This window comes from Synergistaceae bacterium (genome assembly GCA_012521675.1).
Classification (GTDB): Bacteria; Synergistota; Synergistia; order Synergistales; family Aminobacteriaceae; genus JAAYLU01.
The window spans coordinates 13,180-31,856 of record JAAYLU010000042.1 but is presented as its reverse complement, the minus strand read 5'-3'; the positions used below and the strand labels follow the sequence as shown (position 1 = coordinate 31,856).

General features: G+C 60.6%; 22 protein-coding genes and 2 tRNA genes. 23 read left to right on the top strand and 1 reads right to left on the bottom strand.

Annotated features, from left to right (window positions below; translation table 11 throughout):
- The first annotated feature begins 4 nt into the window (after window positions 1-4).
- The 12 genes from GX181_04770 to GX181_04715 are packed head-to-tail and all read left to right on the top strand — an operon-like array spanning window position 5 to window position 7,358.
- Window positions 5-376 (top strand): cation:proton antiporter, encoded by a 372-nt coding sequence (locus tag GX181_04770; protein ID NLM71260.1) that lies wholly within the window; start codon window positions 5-7, stop codon window positions 374-376.
- On the top strand, window positions 376-639 hold the full coding sequence (locus GX181_04765) for a DUF4040 domain-containing protein (protein ID NLM71259.1): 264 nt from the start codon (window positions 376-378) through the stop codon (window positions 637-639). The genes GX181_04770 and GX181_04765 overlap by 1 nt, the downstream gene beginning before the upstream one ends.
- The gene (locus GX181_04760) at window positions 636-908 is read left to right on the top strand and encodes a hypothetical protein (GenBank protein NLM71258.1); all 273 of its coding nucleotides are present in this window, start codon (window positions 636-638) and stop codon (window positions 906-908) included. The genes GX181_04765 and GX181_04760 overlap by 4 nt, the downstream gene beginning before the upstream one ends.
- Window positions 905-1,411, top strand: coding sequence for a sodium:proton antiporter (locus GX181_04755; GenBank protein NLM71257.1), 507 nt, complete (start codon window positions 905-907; stop codon window positions 1,409-1,411). The genes GX181_04760 and GX181_04755 overlap by 4 nt, the downstream gene beginning before the upstream one ends.
- On the top strand, window positions 1,401-1,748 hold the full coding sequence (locus tag GX181_04750; protein NLM71256.1) for a cation:proton antiporter: 348 nt from the start codon (window positions 1,401-1,403) through the stop codon (window positions 1,746-1,748). The genes GX181_04755 and GX181_04750 overlap by 11 nt, the downstream gene beginning before the upstream one ends.
- The gene (locus GX181_04745; protein NLM71255.1) at window positions 1,745-3,310 is read left to right on the top strand and encodes an NADH:ubiquinone oxidoreductase; all 1,566 of its coding nucleotides are present in this window, start codon (window positions 1,745-1,747) and stop codon (window positions 3,308-3,310) included. Before GX181_04750 ends, GX181_04745 begins: the two co-directional genes overlap by 4 nt.
- On the top strand, window positions 3,310-3,648 hold the full coding sequence (locus GX181_04740; protein ID NLM71254.1) for a hydrogenase: 339 nt from the start codon (window positions 3,310-3,312) through the stop codon (window positions 3,646-3,648). The genes GX181_04745 and GX181_04740 overlap by 1 nt, the downstream gene beginning before the upstream one ends.
- A 25-nt stretch (window positions 3,649-3,673) precedes the next feature.
- Complete coding sequence (locus tag GX181_04735; protein NLM71253.1) at window positions 3,674-4,129, top strand: NADH-quinone oxidoreductase subunit B family protein; 456 nt, start codon at window positions 3,674-3,676, stop codon at window positions 4,127-4,129.
- Window positions 4,126-4,677, top strand: coding sequence for an NADH-quinone oxidoreductase subunit C (locus tag GX181_04730; protein NLM71252.1), 552 nt, complete (start codon window positions 4,126-4,128; stop codon window positions 4,675-4,677). The genes GX181_04735 and GX181_04730 overlap by 4 nt, the downstream gene beginning before the upstream one ends.
- 8 nt (window positions 4,678-4,685) lie before the next feature.
- Window positions 4,686-5,918, top strand: a complete 1,233-nt coding sequence (locus tag GX181_04725; protein ID NLM71251.1) for an NADH dehydrogenase subunit — start codon at window positions 4,686-4,688, stop codon at window positions 5,916-5,918.
- Window positions 5,912-6,904, top strand: a complete 993-nt coding sequence (locus tag GX181_04720) for an NADH-quinone oxidoreductase subunit H (protein NLM71250.1) — start codon at window positions 5,912-5,914, stop codon at window positions 6,902-6,904. Before GX181_04725 ends, GX181_04720 begins: the two co-directional genes overlap by 7 nt.
- Window positions 6,905-6,920: 16 nt before the next feature.
- Window positions 6,921-7,358: a 4Fe-4S binding protein gene (locus tag GX181_04715; GenBank protein ID NLM71249.1), complete on the top strand. Its 438-nt coding sequence runs from the start codon at window positions 6,921-6,923 to the stop codon at window positions 7,356-7,358.
- A gap of 79 nt (window positions 7,359-7,437) precedes the next feature.
- Here the strand turns inward: GX181_04715 and gltX are convergent, their stop codons facing one another.
- Window positions 7,438-8,751 carry a glutamate--tRNA ligase gene (gene gltX / locus GX181_04710; GenBank protein NLM71248.1) on the bottom strand — a complete coding sequence of 438 codons (1,314 nt, stop codon included), beginning with the start codon at window positions 8,749-8,751 and terminating at the stop codon, window positions 7,438-7,440.
- Between the two features lie 124 nt (window positions 8,752-8,875).
- Between gltX and GX181_04705 the strand changes: the two genes are divergently transcribed.
- The 11 genes from GX181_04705 to pseC all read left to right on the top strand — a co-directional run bounded on the left by GX181_04705 (window position 8,876) and on the right by pseC (window position 18,625).
- A complete protein-coding gene (locus GX181_04705; protein ID NLM71247.1) occupies window positions 8,876-11,398 on the top strand; it encodes a DNA polymerase I in 2,523 nt (840 codons plus the stop codon).
- A gap of 70 nt (window positions 11,399-11,468) precedes the next feature.
- Window positions 11,469-12,602: a hypothetical protein gene (locus GX181_04700; protein NLM71246.1), complete on the top strand. Its 1,134-nt coding sequence runs from the start codon at window positions 11,469-11,471 to the stop codon at window positions 12,600-12,602.
- Window positions 12,603-12,671: 69 nt separating this feature from the next.
- Window positions 12,672-12,766: transfer RNA gene (locus GX181_04695), tRNA-Ser, on the top strand.
- A gap of 63 nt (window positions 12,767-12,829) precedes the next feature.
- Window positions 12,830-12,906: transfer RNA gene (locus GX181_04690), tRNA-Arg, on the top strand.
- A 119-nt stretch (window positions 12,907-13,025) separates the two neighbouring features.
- A complete protein-coding gene (locus tag GX181_04685; GenBank protein NLM71245.1) occupies window positions 13,026-14,909 on the top strand; it encodes a phosphodiester glycosidase family protein in 1,884 nt (627 codons plus the stop codon).
- Between the two features lie 90 nt (window positions 14,910-14,999).
- Window positions 15,000-15,479 (top strand): hypothetical protein, encoded by a 480-nt coding sequence (locus GX181_04680; GenBank protein ID NLM71244.1) that lies wholly within the window; start codon window positions 15,000-15,002, stop codon window positions 15,477-15,479.
- Window positions 15,480-15,554: 75 nt separating this feature from the next.
- Window positions 15,555-15,743, top strand: coding sequence for a 4-oxalocrotonate tautomerase (locus tag GX181_04675; GenBank protein NLM71243.1), 189 nt, complete (start codon window positions 15,555-15,557; stop codon window positions 15,741-15,743).
- A 62-nt stretch (window positions 15,744-15,805) separates the two neighbouring features.
- A complete protein-coding gene (locus GX181_04670; protein NLM71242.1) occupies window positions 15,806-16,051 on the top strand; it encodes a hypothetical protein in 246 nt (81 codons plus the stop codon).
- Between the two features lie 12 nt (window positions 16,052-16,063).
- On the top strand, window positions 16,064-17,011 hold the full coding sequence (locus GX181_04665; GenBank protein ID NLM71241.1) for an ArsA family ATPase: 948 nt from the start codon (window positions 16,064-16,066) through the stop codon (window positions 17,009-17,011).
- The gene (locus GX181_04660) at window positions 17,011-17,478 is read left to right on the top strand and encodes a nucleoside deaminase (protein NLM71240.1); all 468 of its coding nucleotides are present in this window, start codon (window positions 17,011-17,013) and stop codon (window positions 17,476-17,478) included. Before GX181_04665 ends, GX181_04660 begins: the two co-directional genes overlap by 1 nt.
- Window positions 17,479-17,491: 13 nt before the next feature.
- A complete protein-coding gene (gene pseC, locus GX181_04655; GenBank protein NLM71239.1) occupies window positions 17,492-18,625 on the top strand; it encodes a UDP-4-amino-4,6-dideoxy-N-acetyl-beta-L-altrosamine transaminase in 1,134 nt (377 codons plus the stop codon).
- The last annotated feature ends 52 nt before the right edge of the window (window positions 18,626-18,677 follow it).

Genomic DNA, 18,677 nt, shown 5'->3' with positions numbered 1-18,677 from the left:
GCAAGTGGTTGTCTTTCTGCTTGTGACGGCCGCTCTCATAGTCAGTCTTATATTCAATTCGTTGGGAGCGGTGGCCCTGTACCGGTTCCCCGATGTCTACACCAGGCTTCACGGCACGACGAAGTGCACCACTTTCGGCACCATATTCATAGTCTTCGCCGTGCTCATCTATTCTCTGGGCCGGCTGATCGGAGAGGGGGAGCAGCGCTTCCTGGTTCTTTTCATCCACGCTTGCGTGGCTCTCATGGTCCTTCTCATCACGAACGCGACCGGGGCACACGCCCTCGCGAGGGCCTCTCACAGGAGCGGCATCCTGCCTGCGCAGGCAGTGGTAGACAAACTGGAGGAGAGTCGTGAAGGGGGGAAAGGGGCATGATGAACTCTGCGATGCACATCTTCGTGCTGTCCGTAATGGGCATAGCGGCCTTCTTCGCCCTCTGGTTCAGGGACCTGATCTCGTCGGTTATCTCCATGTCGATCTTCAGCTTGATGATGGCGCTGGAGTTCTACCTGCTCCAGGCGCCCGACGTGGCGATGGCGGAGGCGGCCATAGGAGCGGCTCTCAGCACGACCATCTTCATAATCACCATCAGGGCCTGCAGCCGGCCCAAGAGGCGCGAAGGGGGTAGGGACTGGTGAAAAAGACGCTCTTCGTAACAGCGGCGATTCTTCTCGGTTCGTTCATCGTCGGCGCCCTTGACGCGGTACATCCGTTCGGAGACCCGCTCGACGCGCCCATGGACGACTACTTCATAGAGAACGCGCTCAACGACATATCCGCCGAGAATATCGTGACGGCGATAGTCTTCGATTACAGGGGCTTCGACACCATAGGAGAGGCGGCGGTCCTCTTCACCGCGCTCACCGCTGTGTCCGTCCTGCTGAGGGAAGGGAGGAAGAAACCGTGAATCCGCTCTCGGTAGTGGTCCGGACGGTCTGCGACCTGTTTGCATGGTTCATGATCGTCTTCGGCGTAAACGTTCTGTTGCACGGTTACGTGACCCCGGGCGGAGGTTTCCAGGGCGGCGCGATAATCGCGACTTTCACGGCCTTCCTTCTCGTCGCCTACGGCGGCGGAAGGGTTGCGGCGAGGGTGAACGACAAGCTGTTCGACCTGTTCGAGGAGGTCGGGCTGATAGTCTTCTTCATCCTAGCGTTCCTGGGCTTCCCGATGACCTTCTTCTTCAACTTCATGGCGAGGCCCCTTGCTGAGAGCGCCTCCGGGTTTTTCCCCGGAGTCGGCACCGTGGCCCTCATGTCAGTGGCGGTTGGACTCGAGGTCACAGGTGCTCTGTCGCTGATAATTCTTACGATGCACAGAGGTATTCGCATGTTCAAGGCGGAGCCCCTGGAGCATGAGACGGGGCACGAGAGAACGGTCTTGAAGGAGGTGCACGGGCATGATAGCTAACGCTCCTTTTTTCCTGGTGGGTCTTCTGTTCCTGGGCGGCATGGTCGCAATCTTCATGGAGAAGAACCTCATCAAGATCGCCATAGCGATAAGCATCATAAGCTCGTCGGTAAACCTGTTCCTGGTGGCCCTCGGCTACAGGAACGGAGGGACGATCCCCATCCACTTCCTGGCGGGCGAGGGGACGGTCATGGTGCTCCCCACGCCTCAGGCGATGACTCTGACTGCGATAGTCATAGCCCTCGCGACCACGGCCCTGCTCCTGTCGCTCATAATACTCGTCCACAGGCATTACGGGACGCTTGACATCGACGAGATCAGGAGGTTGAGAGGATGAACTGGAACGATCACCTTCCGGCGCTATTGCTGGCGGTTCCGCTCTTCGGCGCGTTCATAGCGCCTGTCGTCTCCCCGTTCGGCAGGACGCCCCGCGACGCGCTTCTGACGGTCGTCTCATTCCTGACCCTTTTGGTCTCGCTGCTTCTTTTCAAGCACGTTCTGACGAACGGGACGGCCGTGTACGTCATGGGCGGCGAGAGCTACAATCTAACCCTGCCGCTCGGGATGAAGCTACCGATAAGGATAATCATGGAGGTGGACGCCTTCAGCGCCTTCATGGCGGTCTGCGGAACGATAGCATCCTTCGCAGGCGCTCTGTTCTCCATGAACTACATGGAGAAGTTCACCGGCCTGGGCCGCTTCGTCGCTCTCTACTTCCTGCTGACTACCGGGATGCTCGGCATGATGATCACGGGCGACATATTCAACTTCTTCGTCTTCCTCGAGATCGCCTCCATAGCATCCATCGGCCTCATAGCATTCTGGAGGGACAGGCCGGAGGCAATAGAGGCGAGCTTCAAGTACATGCTCATCTCGCAGGTCAGCTCGATGATCTTCCTGGTCGCGGCGGGCGCCCTGTACGGAAAGTACAACGCTCTGAACATGGCCGCCATAGGCTCGCTGATGAGACCGGGGACTATGGAAAAGCTGGCGCTGGTCTTCCTGGTGGGGACCCTCGCGATGAAGTGCGGAGCCTTCCCGCTCCACATGTGGCTTCCGGACGCGTACGCCGAGGCGCCGTCCGGCGTATCGTGCCTATTGGTGGCGGTCAGCCAGGCCTCTCTGTACGGGCTGATGCGCGTCTGCTTCTCGCTATACGGCGTGAACCTCGGCGGAGCGTTCGTGCCGTGGGTCATAATCGCGATGGGGCTTGCCTCCATGTTCTTCGGTGTCACGATGGCGGTCGTCCAGCACGAGATAAAACGCCTCATAGGCTATCACTCCGTCTCGCAGGTGGGCTACATGCTGCTTGGTCTCGGAGTCGGGATGCTGGTGCTGACCGATGCGCGAGGCATGGCCGAATACGGCTTCACCGCCATCAAGGGCGGCATCTTCCACATCTACAACTACACGATGTACAAGGCCCTTCTATTCCTCGCGGCGGGCGCGGTCTACTACGCTACCGGAAAGCGCGACCTCAACGAGCTGGGCGGACTGGCGAGGAGGATGCCCTTCACTACAGGGATGTTCGTGATAGCGGCGGCCGCGATCTCCGGGCTCCCGCCCTTCAACGGCTTCGTGTCGAAGCTGCTGATCTACGAGTCGGCCTTCGCGGTCCATCCCTCTCTGACCGTCGTCGCTCTGGTCACTTCGGTGCTGACCCTGGCCTCTTTCGTCAAGGTCTTCCAGACAGCGTTCCTGGGGCCGGAGAAGGGGTCGTTCACCTCGGTGAGGGAGGTCCCGACCGGAATGCTATTCGGCATGGGGGTGCTGACCCTCGCGGTCATGATTGCCACTCTCTTCCCGTCCTGGACTCTTTCATACCTGGTTGAGCCCGCCGCCAAGGCGCTTGTCGACCAGGCCGGGTATATCGGCGCAGTAATGGGAGGTGGGCTCTGATGCTCGGTACTGTTTACACTGGGTTCGGCTACTGGGACGTATCGTCCTGGATAGCGTTTTTTGCGATAGCCGCCGCCCTGGTCCTGTGGCTTCGCGCCCAGGGGCGCGAAGACTACAAGGAGGGGACCGAACAGGACGAGATCTTCTGGTCCGGAAACGTGGTCCCGGAGGAGGGGGCGGAGATAACGGTGCCGGCCTCCTCCGCGTACTGGGGTTTTCGGAAGGCCATGGCCCCCTTCTACAGGGCCCTGATCGGAATGCACACGGGAATCGGAACGGATATCGTCGGCTTCTACGTGGTAGTGGTCGCCCTGATGGCCGTGTTCATTCTTCTATAGGAGGGGCGACATGATCAACAAACTCATGGAGAGGTACCTGGATATTCTGCCCAAGTCGCTCTGGGTGACGACGTGCAACTCCGGGTCGTGCAACGGATGCGACATAGAGATTGTGGCCTGCATTAGCCCGCGCTACGATATCGAGCGCTTCGGCATGAAACTTGTAGGAACCCCGAGGCACGCCGACGTTCTGATAGTGACGGGGCCTGTGACGAAATACATGACCGAGAGGCTGAGGCGAATATACGAACAGATGCCAGACCCGAAGGCGGTCGTGGTGGTCGGCAACTGCGGGTCTTCCGGCGACGTCTTCTACAAGTCCTACAACCTCGACGGCCCGGTGGACAATGTCATCCCGGTCGATGTCTACGTGCACGGATGCCCTCCTCGCCCGGAGGCGATAATCGAAGGAGTGGCCAAGGCCGTCATGAAGCTGGAGTCCCTCAGGGAACCGAAGAAAGTTGGTGAGGCTGAGTCATGACTTTCCCCGCAACAGGTGTTAACAGTGCGGAGGGGCGTGCGCCCGAAGAGCTGCTGGCCAGGGTGAAGGAGGCCTTTGGAGAGGACGCAATGGTAAGGATCAACTCTCATACCGGCGGACTGAAGAACGAGGAGCAGTACCGAGACCTGTGGCTGTCCGTGGAGAGGGCGCGGTTCCTCGAGTTGATAGATCTCCTGGGCGAGTTCGACTTCCCGATGTTCCACGTAATGTCCGGGAACGACGACGGCGACCACATCTCCCTGTACTACCACTTCGGCATGTTCCATGCCGCGGGGCGCGGAAAGCGCTTCGGGGTGGCGGTCGGTGTCGAGGTGCCCAAGGAGGACCTCGTGATGCCGTCGCTGCACTCCCGTATTCCGGGGGTGGAGTACAGCGAGCGCGAGATGCGCGAGATGCTCGGAATCGACTTCGATGGCCTGCCTAACAAGGGGCTGGTCTTCCTCCCGGAGGACTGGGACGAGTCCGTCAAGCCGTGGCGCAGGGACGAGACGGGCCCCAAGCCCGAGGACGTAAGGGAACTTTCGTAGGGGGAACGATGATGGAAAAATCTTACACTATTCCAATTGGCCCCGTCCACGTCGGTCTTAAAGAGCCGATTACAGCTTGGCTGGACCTCGACGGCGAAAAGATAGTAGGCGCAAGGGTACGGCCGGGGGCCATCCACCGCGGGATCGAGTTCATGGCGCGCGAGAGAAACCCGATCCAGGTTATATACCTGTCGGAGAGGATCTGCGGGATCTGCTCGTTCGCCCACGTGGTCGCCTTCCTGCGCGCAGTGGAGGATGCGGCGGACTACCCGGTTCCTCCGCGCGCCCAGTATATAAGGTCTCTCGTGCTGGAGCTGGAGAGGCTGCACTCCCATATTCTCTGGGCCGGCGTGGCCTGCTACTCGATAGGCTTCGATTCGGCGTTCCATCTAGGGATGGTGCTTCGCGAGAAGGTGATGGACGTGCTGGAGGCCCTCTCCGGCAACAGGGTCAACTACGGAGTTGCCACCGTCGGCGGCGTCCGGTGGGATATCACCCCCGAGGTCGCCAAGGCCGTCAAGGAGATGGTGAAGTACTACAAGGCCGAGTTTGGCGCCTTCTACGATGTCGTGACGGCGGACCCGATAGCCAAGGCGCGCATGCGCAACGTCGGGGTCCTGACGGAGGAGGAAGCGGTGAGGCACAACGCGGTCGGACCTACAGCACGGGCCAGCGGAGTGAGGTGCGATATTCGCGAGACATCGCCGTACGAGGCTTATGCCGATTTCAACGTAAAGGCCATAGTCCCGCAGGATTACTACGGCAAGGCCTACGGCGACGTCTTCGATCGCTTCCTTGTGAGGGTGCTCGAAGTACACCAGTCGCTCAACATAGTAGAGCGAGTGATGAAGGGACTCCCCGAGGGGGACATCGTCACGGAGAGCAACTTGAACAAGGTGCTCGCCTCGCTGAAAAAGGCCGAGGGGACTGGCTGGAGCGTCATCGAGGCCCCAAGAGGGGACGACACTCACGTGGTGCATCTCAAGGCCGGGGAGGAGAACGTCAACTGGTGGAAGGTGCGGGCGCCGACCTACGCCAACGCGGTATCCTGGCCGCTGATGTTCAGGGACAACGAGCTGGCCGATGCGCCTCTCATCATCAACAGCATCGACCCGTGCATATCCTGCATGGAGAGGATGCTGGTGACGAACTCCTCCGGCGCGGCCGACAGGATATACACTAGAGCCGAGCTGATCGAGATGAGCAGGGAGAAGACAAGGAGGCTGAGGCAGAGATGTTGATGGCCGTTATGCGACTGGTATCCGGAATCGCGCTTATGCTTCTGGTGATCATCCTGGCCCTCCTGTACGACGGAGCCGACAGGATAATAAACGCTCGGATGCAGCGCCGCCTCGGTCCGCCCCTTCTGCAGCCGTTCATCGACGTGCTGAAACTGCTCGGCAAGGAGAACATAGTCCCCCGCAGGGCGGTCAAATGGGCGTTCAACGGGGCCCCCTGGGTTGCGGCCGCCAGCATGATCATGCTCTTCCTCTACATCCCGATAGGCTCTCTTCCGCCCGTCCTCGGGATGCACGGAGACCTGATACTGATAATCTACCTGCTGGGCCTGTCGGGGGTCGCAATGGCTGTAGGAGGCTTCGCGAGCGGGAGCCCGATAGCGAACGTCGGAGCGCAGCGCGAGATGGTCCTGATGATGAGCTACGAGTTGCCCCTCGCTGTGGTCGTGTCGACCATGGCGTGGGTGGCCCTCAGGACCGGCATGCCGGGCGACCCGTTCAACCTCGAGACCTTTGCGGGCATGTCCGTGTGGGGCATGTCGGGAAGGATAGGCTTCCTAGGGGTGTTCTGCCTCTTCCTCTCCCTGATCCTGGTGGTTCCGGGCGAGACGGGCAAGGGCCCGATGGACATCCCCGAGGCCAAGACCGAGATACTCGACGGACTGATAATCGAGTACTCCGGCAGAAACCTGGCCCTGTTGAAGATCGTCTTCGCTCTCAGGGCGACGGCCCTGTCGGCCCTGATCACGGTACTCTTCTTCCCCTGGTCTCTCGGTGGTTTCCTGAGGCTCGGGGGAGTGCTTCTGTTCGCCTTCGACTTCGTCTGTTTCTGGGTCAAGGTCTTCATAGTCCAGGTCCTGGTTGTCACTCTTATGAGGACCATGTTCGGAAGGTTCAAGATCTGGCAGGCGTCGGAGTTCTACCTGATCAAAGTGGCCGGGCTGTCCATAGCCGGCATGATCCTGGCCACGGTCGGCCTCATGGCCTAGGAGGGGGTGGAGAGCCATGATCAACCGCATGATCGTTCAGCTGGTGCGCCAGCTATGGGAGAGGACCTTCACCAACCTCTTCCCCGTGGCCAGGATGCCAGACTCCATGACGGAGGCCCTTGACGCGGCGGAGAAGGGGTGGATAGAGCTCAATCCGCCCATAGGTGTCAACGAGCACTTCCGAGGCAGACTGAACTACGACAGGGAGGCCTGCATAGGGTGCAGGCTCTGCATAAGGGTCTGCCCGGCGAACGCGATCGAGTTCCTCCCCGAGGACAAGAAGATCCAGATCCACGTCGACAGGTGCTGCTTCTGCGCTCAGTGCGTGGAGATTTGCCCGGTGAAGTGCCTGCTGTCGTCGGAGGACTATCTCATTTCCTCGTACGACCGCAAGGCCCAGATAGTAACGGACACGGGAAAGCCCGTGAAACAGCCATCCGTGGAGGGGGCCTGAAAAGAGCCTCCACCGGTGCGAAATGACGGGTGATACCACACGGTCAATAAAAAGGCGGGCCTCGAGGCCCGCCTTCGTCCTATATGACTCCGTAGTGCTCCAGGCGCCTTCGCACCTCGTCCTGACCCAAGTGCTCGGCTACCTCGAACACTCCGGGGCTGACCTTCATCCCGGTCAGGCATAGGCGAAGGGGCATCGCAAGGTCCCTCATCTTGATGCCGTTCGCGACGCTCCACTCACGGGAGAAGTCCTCCATGCCCTTTGCGTTCCAGTCCGGCAGAGACAGAAGCTCGGAGTTGTACCTCCTTAAAACTTCAATGTGCTTTCCGTCCTTCGAAACCCCCTCGTACCTCTCCTTTACAGGCTCGAAGTCCAGGAAGTAGTCGGAGTAGGTTGCGGCCTCCCTGGCTGTCTGCCCCCGTCCCTCCAAAAGGGTAAGGGAATCCGCCAGGTACTCCCTCGAGTGAGAGTCCACCGGAAGGCCCATTCCCCTCCAGAAGGGCTCCACCAGGGCCAGTCGCTCGTAAGGCGGTAGCCTCTTGAGGTGCTCCTGGTTGATGTGATTCAGCTTGTCCATGTCGAAGACCGACGGCTTCTTGATCACCCTCGACAGGTCGAACATATCCGCTGCCTCCTCGCGGGAGAAGATCTCCCTGTCGTCTCCCGGCGACCAGCCGAGCAGCGCCAGGAAGTTGAACACCGAGTCGGGCATGTAGCCCATGTCCCGGTATTCGTAGACGCTGGTGGCGCCATGCCTCTTCGAGAGTTTCTTCTTGTCCTTGCCAAGTATCATCGGCAGGTGGGCGAAGACGGGCCTCTCCCATCCGAGCGAATCGTACAGCGCGAGCTGCTTCGGGGTGTTGGATATGTGATCCTCCCCTCTTATGACGTGGGTTATCCCCATGAAGTGGTCGTCGACCACGACGGCGAAGTTGTAGGTGGGCATGCCGTCGCTCTTTATCATCACAGTGTCCTTCAGGGTGTCGCTGAGCATCTCTATGCGCCCGTACACTATGTCGTCGAAGGCGAGCGGAACTCCTGGTGGCATCTTGAATATCACCGCATTGCCCTCCCTGTACGCCTTGTCTTCGCCCAGGAGTTTTTCGGCTGTCTCGCGGTAGAATGAGAGGCGCTCCGACTGTCTGTACGGGCCGTAGGGGCCGCCCGTGTCCGGTCCCTCGTCCCAGTCGAGCCCGAGCCAGCGCATGCCGGACATTATCGTATCCTCGTACTCCTGGGTCGAGCGCTCCCTGTCGGTGTCCTCTATGCGCAGGATGAACTTCCCGCCCATGTGCCTGGCCCACAGCCAGTTGAACAGGGCCGTGTGCCCGCCCCCGATGTGCAGCGCTCCTGTCGGGCTCGGAGCGAAGCGAACCCGTACCGTCTCCTTCATTTCAGTTCCTCCTCGGTGCTTCGTCTTGTCGTGCGTCGTTGGTGCGCAAAGTCGCACAATGAGCTATTATAACCTTGAAAGGTCATTATTTCTTAACGTCGCTTGCCTGAGGGGTGTGATAGATCTGAAAAAGAAAAAATTACTTCTCGTGGACGGTCATGGGCTTGCGTTCAGGGCTTTTTACGCCATCAGGGAGCTGAACGCACCGGACGGGACTCCTACCAACGCCATAGTCGGGTTCTTCAACATGCTCCAGAAGATAAAGGACGAATGGGAACCCGACCTGTACGGCATTATTTTCGACGCCCCCGGTCCCACCTTCAGACACGAGGCGTACGAGGATTACAAGGCGGGAAGGAAACCCACGCCTCCGGAGTTCAAGACGCAGCTCCCCCTTATCCTGGAGCTGCTGGATGTCATGGGTGCGCCCGTGGTAGTTAGGGATGGAGTAGAGGCCGACGATGTAATCGCCTCCTCGGCCTGCGCGGCTGCGGAGCAGGGCATGGATACGCTGGTGCTCTCCTCCGACAAGGACGTGCTCCAGATCTTGGACAGGGAGATCGAGGTATTGAGGCCGGTCAGGGGCATCAGCAGCTTCGTCAAGATGGACGGCGGCTCCTTTACGGAGGAGTACGGCTTCCCTCCATCCTCGATGCCGGACTACCTCGCCCTTCTCGGCGATACAGTGGACAACGTCCCCGGGGTCCCCGGGGTAGGTGACAAGACGGCCAGGAAGCTGCTGGGAAAATACGTCACCCTGGAGGGCATTTACGATAACCTGGCCGAGCTGAAGGGCGCGATGAAGACCAGGCTGGAGGGGAACCGCGAGCAGGCGTTCAAAAGCCGCGAGCTGACGAGGTTGCTCTGCGATACGGAGGAGGACCTCTCGGTGTACGAGCCTCGTCCCGCCGATACTGAGAGGTTTCTTAAGCTTTGCCGTCGCCTCGGGCTGAAGAGTTTGGCGTCGAGGTTCCTGCAAGAGAGGGACGGGCCCGGCGCGGAGAGAGAATCGGCACCGGGCGGCGCCTCCTTTGAGGGGATCGTCCTTCTGCCCGTGATCGAGGGCAGGTACCCGATGCATCTTTCCGCATCCGAGCTGTTCCTCCGCGAGGGAGAGGGGGAGATTCGGAGGGTCGCCGCCGAGGAGAGAGGCGAGCTCTTCGCCCGGCTCTCGGAGGCGGGTGCGCCTGTGCTGATGCCCGACTTCAAGGAGGCCGCGGCCTGCTTCGGCCCGGGATTCGTACCGCTCGAGCTCGCGCGGGACTTCAAGACGGCCCACTACCTGCTTCACCCCGATGCGACGCATCACGCGCCGGAGACCGTCATGGAGGGCTATGCGGATCTCCCGCCCGAGGGACGGGCGGGGCTTCTTGCGGGCGAGTACGGTGCCATGAGCGAGCGAATGAAAGGCTATCCAGGGCTCGAGGAGTTGATGCTCGGGCTTGATATGCCGCTTATCCCCGTGCTGGTGGAGATGGAGCGATACGGAATAAGATGCTCGTCGGATGCGCTTTTTTCTCTCGACTCGGACCTGTCGGGGCGCCTGTCCGGCATAGAGGAGGATATCGCGTCGAAGGCCGGGGAGAGGATAAATCTGAACTCCCCCAAGCAGGTCGCCTGGCTGCTCTTCGAGAAGCTCGGCCTGCCCCCCGGGAAAAAGACCAAGACGGGGTACTCCACGGACATCTCCGTGCTGGAGGGGCTGTCTTCTCTCGGCCCTCCGTTCGACGAGGTTCCGAACCTCCTGATGGAGCACCGGGAGCTGTCGAAGATGCTGTCCGGCTTTGTGCAGCCTCTGGCGAAGGCGGCGGAATTTGGGAAGGGCGTGATACACGGCATCTTCGAGCCTGCCGTGACCGGGACGGGCAGGCTGAGCAGCAGGGAGCCCAACCTGCAAAATTTGCCGACCTTCGGCCATTGGGCCGTGCGGGTCAAGGAGAGCCTGATGCCCCACGAAGAGGGGCGAATGTTCATCGCGGCCGACTACTCGCAGATAGAGCTTCGCATCCTCGCCCACTTAAGCGGCGACAAGCGCCTGCTGGACGCCTTCGCGTCGGGCAGGGACATTCACACGGAGACGGCCTCGTGGGTCTTCTCGACCGAGCCGGGCCTGGTCACGCCGGAGCTGAGGCGAGTGGCGAAGATGATCAACTTCGGCCTGCTGTACGGAATGAGCACCTTCGGCCTGGCAAGTCGCCTGTCCATAGGGCGTCAAGAGGCCGCGTCGATAATAGGGCGCTACTTCGGAGCGCTTCCCGGGGTGAAGGACTATCTCGAGGCCGGTTATAACGAGGCGAAGGAGCGCGGATACACGAAGACCATCGCGGGGCGCGTTCGCCCGTTGGACGAGGTCGCCACCAGTCCGAGAGACAGGGACGCTTTGCGCAGGGTCGCGGTGAACACCCCGATCCAGGGTAGCGCGGCGGACATAGCCCGAAGGGCCATGATAGACTTCAGCCGCCGGTACTCCAGCGACAGAAGCGTCCGTCTTATGCTGCAGGTGCACGACTCGCTTGTCTGTGAATGCCCCGTTGAGAAAGCCGTCGAGGTAGAAGCGGAGCTCGTCAGGATAATGGAAGGTGCGGCGACCCTGTCGGTTCCGCTTAAAGCCGAGGCGAAAATGGGGAAAAACCTGTCGGAGGTGTAGTAAAGAATCACCTCTTCTGTGGTAAAATCCTCCATTGGAGATCGGATTTCAAAAGAGAGGAAGATGCAGCTTGTTGATGAAGACCCTCAGGTCTCAGATGCGCTGGATAATGATCGCCATAGCCGTGCTGTTCGTGATCTCGGTATTCGGGATGTACGGCTTCGAGGGCGCGCGGAAGGGTCGCGCACCCGAGGGAAGCGAGGGCGGCGACTACGTTGTTGCCGAGATAGATGGCAAGTCGTTGTTACGCTCGACGCTGGACCGGAGCGTAAGGGACCTGGTCGGCAGGATGGACGTCCGCGATATCAAGCCTGAGGACATTCCAAGGCTTTACAGGGCCGCCCTGGACGGCATCGTGACAAATCAGCGCCTGGCGGTCGAGGCCAAAGAGTCCGGCCTCGACGCGACCGATGCCGAGATAGACCAGGCCATCCGCGAGGTCTCCGACCAGTTTCCCACCAAGGAGGCCTTCATGCAGTATCTCGACCAGAGCGGCGTCAAGATGGCCGAGTTGAGGGAGAGCATCGCCGCCCAGATAGTCCAGGGCAAGGTTGTGGAGCGTGCCTCCGAGGGGCTCGAGGCCACCGAAGAGGAGGCCCTCGACTTCTACGAGAAGATGAAGGAACTCCTGTTCCACTCCCCGGCCGGCTTCAAGGTGGACTACGCCAGGTTCAAGGACGAGGCCGCGGCCGTCAGGGCGGTTGAGGCGATAAAGCTCGGCGGCGAGTGGAAGGAAGTGGTCGGTGCCGTTGCATCGGACGACTTGATCACGAGCACCCTGGACACGGGGCCGGTTTTCATGGCTGACTCCTCCTTCAAGGATAAGCTGGGCCTTTTAGCACCCCTGGGGCTTGAATCGGTGGGCGGCCCGGCGAAGATGGAGGACGGTGACTTCTTCGTCGGAATCAAGAGGGAGAAGATCGAGGAGTCGACCGTGGCCTTCGAAGAGGTGGGAGACGACGTCAAGGCCATAATCCTCGAGGAGAAGAAGAGGATGTCCGTCGAGACCTTCTTCAGAGAGCTGAGGGATGGAGCGACGGTGGTCGTTCACGACCTTGAACTGTTCCACGTGCCGGAACCGCCCGCGGAGGCGGAGGACGAGGCTGCGCCGGAGGAGACCGCCGGCCTTGAGTCGCCCGCGGCCGGGGAGGGAGTGGAGGAGTCGGACTCCCCCGCTCCTGAAGAGGAAAAAGAAGAGGAGTAGGCTGCTTCTTTTGTCACTGGGCTATTGACAGTCATACAGCCCTTTTATAAAATAGAGCGCGCTGTCCTTGGTGGGTTGGCCGAGTAGGTCGAAGGCGCTCGCCTGCTAAGCGAGTAGGGGGGCCCAAACCTCCCTCGAGGGTTCGAATCCCTCACCCACCGCCATTTTCGAGGTCTTTGCAGATCGCGCAGGGGACCGGAGGAATGTGGCAGCGACGCCCGATACGCGCGCCGGTAGCTCAGATGGATAGAGCGGCGGTCTACGGAACCGCAGGTCACGAGTTCGAATCTTGTCCGGCGCGCCATACTTCAGGGGCATTTCAATCGGAATCCTAAGGGTTCCGATTTTTTTCGGTGTTTTCTATAATCACAAGGGTTTTTCTCTCATTTCAACCCTCTTTGAAAACCCCAAGGAGTAGATAGTGTGAAAGATTGTCCATCAGGCTTTGCGAACGGGCGAGCGAGGGCTAATAAACCCGCCGGTCCGACCGCGTCCCCCGACAGAATCCCTTCGTCCACCGAATGCCGCAAGGCTGTCTGTTCAAGGCGTCTCGCAGTCGTCCTGCTTCTTTTCGTCCTCTATGCGCTCGTCCTCGGTGCCCGGGGATCGGACGCAGCGGCCACCATCAGGAGAGACGAGTTCATCACGCTCCTGTTCAATGCGCGTGGATTTCCCATGCCGGCCGGGGAGAAGTCCGCTGTCAATGCTGCACTGGATTACAACCTGGTCCCCTTGCCCGACGGCAAATTTTCAGATCCGGTCACCCGCCTGGAGGCGATAGTCCATGCCGTCCAAAGCCTTGGACTGCTCTTCGAGCCAATCGCCCTGTCCGGCTGTCCGCTGCCCTTCAAGGACGTTGATTCGCTTCGACCGGAGGAGAGGGGGGCAATCGCGGCGGCCCTGTACATGAGACCGCCCCTGTTGAAAAAGACTGGCTCGAACTTTGAGCCGAACAGGAGGATCACCCCCTCCGAGGGCAAGGAGATAGCGGCTATCGTCGCTCAAGCGGTGAGAGAGCTCCTCCTCACCGTCGACCTCTCTCCGTACAAGGGCATGATCGTACGGATCAGGCGGGAGGGAGTGTGCATGATCGCGCCCAAGTGGAGGGGCGTGGTGAACGGCTTTGATACCAAGGAGGACGCAGAATCGTTCAGGGCGCTCATGGCCGGCTCTGGAGTGGACGCCACAGTGGACAGCTACAACTACGACTGGAGGGTGAGGTCGCAGCTGCTCGACAGGTACGGGGGAATCCGGGCCTTTTTGGACGCGGCGAGGGCTCATGGCAGGGAAGGGGTCGTCTTCTCCAGCATCCCCAGCTGGGAGAAGAGCGACACGCCGCGCTTCTGGACGATGATGATCTTCGACCCGGCGCTATTCGAGATCCGCCCGCTGATTCCAGGGGAGGGGCTGCAGGCGTTGGCGCCTTTAAGCTCCATGTTCCGCAACGGAGCTGTCGCCGCCGTGAACGGGGGGTTCTTCGGAACCTCCGGCAAGGGGAGAGGGAGCCCTATCGGAGCCCTCATGCTGGACGGGGTTCTTGCATCGGCGCCCATCGCGGGCAGAACATGCCTGGGCTGGAACAGGGAGAACAGGGCCGTGTTCGGCGAGCTCGCATGGACCGGCAGGGCCTACTTAAGCGGCGGCTACATGGACCTCAACGGGATAAACAAGCCCTTGAAGGGGGATGGGGCCGTGCTCTTCACCTCTCACTTCGGAAGAGAGACGCCTGTGTCGACGATCCGCACCGCGGAGGCGCTGCTCGACGGAGAGAGGGTGACTGAGGTCCGGACGGCGGGGAGCAATCCCCTGCCCGAGGGAAGAAGCGTGCTGGCGGTCTACGGATCCGCCGCCCGCTTTATCGAGGCCCTCTCCCCCGAGGATACGATATGGACGGTCAATAATTTCAACGACAGCGACCAGTCGTGGATGAGCATGACGAACATCGTCCAGGGCGGGCCCTTTCTGCTGAGCAACGGGGAGGTGCTTACGGAAAGCGAGAACCTCGGCGAGTCCTTCACGCACCGCCGTCACCCGCGCACCGCGGTCGGGCTGACCGGGGAGGGCGAGTGGTTCTTCTTCGTCGGGGATGGCAGAAACGCGCTCCACAGCGTCGGTTTCACCCTTGACGAGCTGGCGAGGGTCCTTAAGAACGCCGGTGCCATGTACGCCTTGAATCTCGACGGAGGAGGCTCCTCGCAGATAATGACAGAGAAGGGCCTCTGGAATGTCCTCTCCGATGGCCTCGAGCGCCCCGTCAGCTACGGGTTGGGGGCATTCATGAGGGAGCCTGTTTTGCACGGATGGTAACAGGTTTCCTTAGCGCTTTTTTCAGGTTCTTGTGGTAGACTAATCGTTACAGCCAAGATGAAAAATCAGGAAGGAGTTGTGCTATTCAGCATGAGAATCAACACGCGTACTATCGGGGTTTCGGCAGTGGTTTGTCTGTTCGTGCTTCTCGTTTCGGGACTGGCGGCGTCGGCCGACATCCAGCCGGTCAACTTCGGTCAGGACCACATCAAAATGCAGTGGTACCTGGTCAACTACGGCTCGGATAACGGGGTTCTGTTCGCGAACGCGAGGAAGTACTACACCAATCCGACGGTCAAGGAGGAGACCATCCAGCTTATCGTCGAGAAGTTCGGGACGGACCAGGAGGTCGCGGACGGACTCTATTTCACCGAGTACGGCTACGTCTACTCCAGCGACGGCAAGTCGTTCGCCGTTACCTATATAAACCACTACGACATGCTCGGGGGGGTCATCAGGTCCACCGAGTACGACGAGTCCTCCCGCGAGTTCATAGGCATGTCCAAGGAGATGATCCCGTTCAAGGCATACCAGTACGCATCGGGAAAGGCGCCCGCGCCCAAGAAATAGCACCCTTGTATGACGCACGTCGGGGCCTGGTTCCTCTCAGGCCCCGGTATGTATGAGATGAAGGAGGTTTTTCAGATGCCTATAGTCAACGTAAAGCTGTTCGAAGGCAGAACCGTGGACGACAAGAGGAGGCTGGCCTCGGAGGTCACGAAGACGATCTGCGGAACACTGTCGGTTCCTCCGGAGAGCGTCAGGATCATTATCGAGGACATGTCGCGAGAGAATTTCTCCGTGGCCGGCGTTCTGGCCGTCGACAAGAAGTAGGTCCCGGTTAGCTCTTGAAAAGACTCTGGCCGGCGCTTAAAAAAGCGTGGGAGTTCTTCGTCCTGTTCCATCACGGCGCCTTCCTGGACAGGCGAATGGCGGTCGTCCGCAAGGAGGCCTTCGACATCAACGACAACCTGATGCTTCTGTTGTTCGGCGACTTCCTGGGTATTCCCAACCCCATCTCCTACTACATGCTGGAGCTGTTGCCCTACGTGGCGGACGACCTGGAGTCCTGGGAGCGCCGCATCATGAACAGGAAGTTCATCCTGGCCGAGAAGGCGGCCCAGTTTGATTTCGACACGTGAGGAGACAGATCAATGAGGCGTTTTTCGTTCTTCGGCGGCAAGGGAGGTACGGGTAAGACCTCCTGCGCCGCCGCGTATGCGTTATCCCTTTCTCGAAGGGGTGTCAGGACCCTGGTGGTCTCAACCGACCCGGCCCATTCACTTGCCGATGCCTTCGGGAGGAGCATAGGCGGCGATTCTGTCCCGCTGGCCGAGAACCTCCGCGGGCTGGAGATAGACCCGGCGGCGGAGGCGAAGAAGTACATGGAACTTGTCCAGGAGAAGACGCTCGACCTGGTCAGCGCCGCCATCGTGGACGAGATAAAGAGGCAGATCGAGATAGCCTACATGTCGCCGGGCGCCGAGGAGGCGGCCATATTCGACAAGTTCGTCGAACTGATGGAGTCCGCCGGAAAGGACTACGACTCCATCGTGTTCGACACCGCGCCGACCGGGCACACCCTTCGCCTGCTCACTCTGCCGGAGATACTCGGTGCATGGATCGACCAGCTGATAGAGAAGCGAAGGAAGGCCATGCACCTGATGAAGATGGCCTCCCGCTACGACTCCAAGCTAGCCGATAGGATCAAGGAGGATCCGATTCTGGACACCCTCACGGCCCGCAAGGAGAAGTTCGAGCTCGCCAGGGACCTCCTGACGGACGCCTCTCTCTCCGCCTTCTTCTTCGTCATGAACGCGGAGAGGCTCTCCATACTGGAGACGGCGCGGGCTGTGGAGATGCTGGAGAGGCACGGCATAGCCATCGGGGGCATAGTGATCAACAAGCTGATACCGCCGGACGCCGGAGCTTTCTTTGACAAGCGCCGCGCTTCGCAGGAGAGTTGCCTGGGCGACATACGCGCTCGCTTCCCCCGGTTCCCGCTGGTGGAGCTCCCTCTGCTGGAGACGGACGTCCAGGGGCTTGAGCAGTTGGACATCATGGTGCCCCTGCTGGGGCCGATCGACGGAGAGGAAGGCTGATGCCGCAGACCCGGCGGTCCGATGAACGCTTCATGCGCCTCGCGCTGGAAGAGGCGCGAGAGGCCGCGGCGCGGGGAGACGTGCCGGTTGGAGCGTTGGTCGTGTCCGAGGGCCGGGTGCTCGCCAGGGCGGGCAACAGGAAGAGCGACGACCCGACCGCTCACGCCGAGATCCTTGCCATACGGGAGGCGGCGGCCTGCCTGGGCGGGTGGAACCTCTCGGGCTGCACCCTTTTCGTCACGGTTGAGCCCTGTCCTATGTGTGCCGGTGCGATAGTGCTGGCGAGGATCGCTCGACTGGTGTTCGGCTGTCCCGACCCGAGGGCCGGGGCGTGCGGCACCCTGTTCGACATAGTCCGCGACGGCCGCCTCAATCACAGGTGTAGGGTCGAGTCCGGAGTCCTGGAGGAGGAGTGTGCGGAGGCCATGGTCGCCTATTTCAGGGAGCGGCGGGCCAAGACATGCTAAAGGCGGTGAAGGAATGAGATCGTTATTCTACGGGCGTCAGTACATCGACGAGGAAGACATCGAAGCGGTTATCTCCGTCATGAGGGGCGACTGGCTGACCCAGGGCCCCTCGGTAAGACAGTTCGAAGAGGCCTTCGCCCGGTACGTCGGCACAGAGCACGCTGTGGCCTTCGCCAACGGAACGGCCGCTCTGCACGGAGCCTATTTCGCCGCGGGCGTCGAGGCGGGCGACGAGGTCCTGACCAGCGCCATGACCTTCGCCGCCACGGGCAACGCGGCCCTCTACCTTGGAGGGGTACCGGTCTTCGGCGATATCGACCCTCGGACTCTCTGTCTCGACCCGAAGGAGGCCGCCGGCAAGGCGACCCCAAGGACAAGTGTGATCGCGCCCGTCAGTTACGCGGGCTTCCCCGTGGACCTCGGCCCCTTCCTCGAGCTCGCCGAGAAGAACGGGGCGGTGGTCGTGGAGGATGCCTGCCACGCTCTTGGAGCGACCAGGAACGGAGTTAGAGTAGGCAAGGAGGCTCACATGACGGCCTTCAGCTTCCACCCGGTCAAGCACATAACGACGGCTGAGGGAGGAATGGTTACGACCGACTCGGAGGAGTTCGCGGTGAGAATGCGCCTCTTCCGCACGCACGGAATAGAAAAGTCGCCGGACAATTTCATGTCGCCCCCCGACGGGCCGTGGGCCACGGAGATGCAGTTCCTCGGCTTCAACTATCGCCTGAGCGACCTGCACGCGGCCCTTGGCGTCAGCCAGATGAAGAAGCTGGAGGGGTTCCTCGCCAGGCGGAGGGAGATAGCGGCGGCGTACGATGAGCGGTTCGAGGGCATTCCGTCCTTGCGGATTCCTCCTCGTACCGAAGGGCACGCCTACCACCTGTACCCGCTTCAGTTCAGCAGGGAAAGCCGCTCGCGAGCATTCGAGGCCCTCGGGAAGATGGGTATACACGGGATGGTTCACTACCCGCCCGTCCCATTGCACCCTTACTACAGGCGGCGCTTCGGTTACAGTCCGGGCGAATTTCCCCGTGCGGAGGAGCTCTACGCCAGGGAGATCAGCATGCCGCTCTTCTACGGTCTTTCCGACGACGACGTACGAAGGGTGGTCGACTCGGTCTGCGCCGTGTGCGACCAGATGTAATCGGGGCTCTTGCGGGCGGATTATCTGGACTTTTCATGATACGGAGTATATA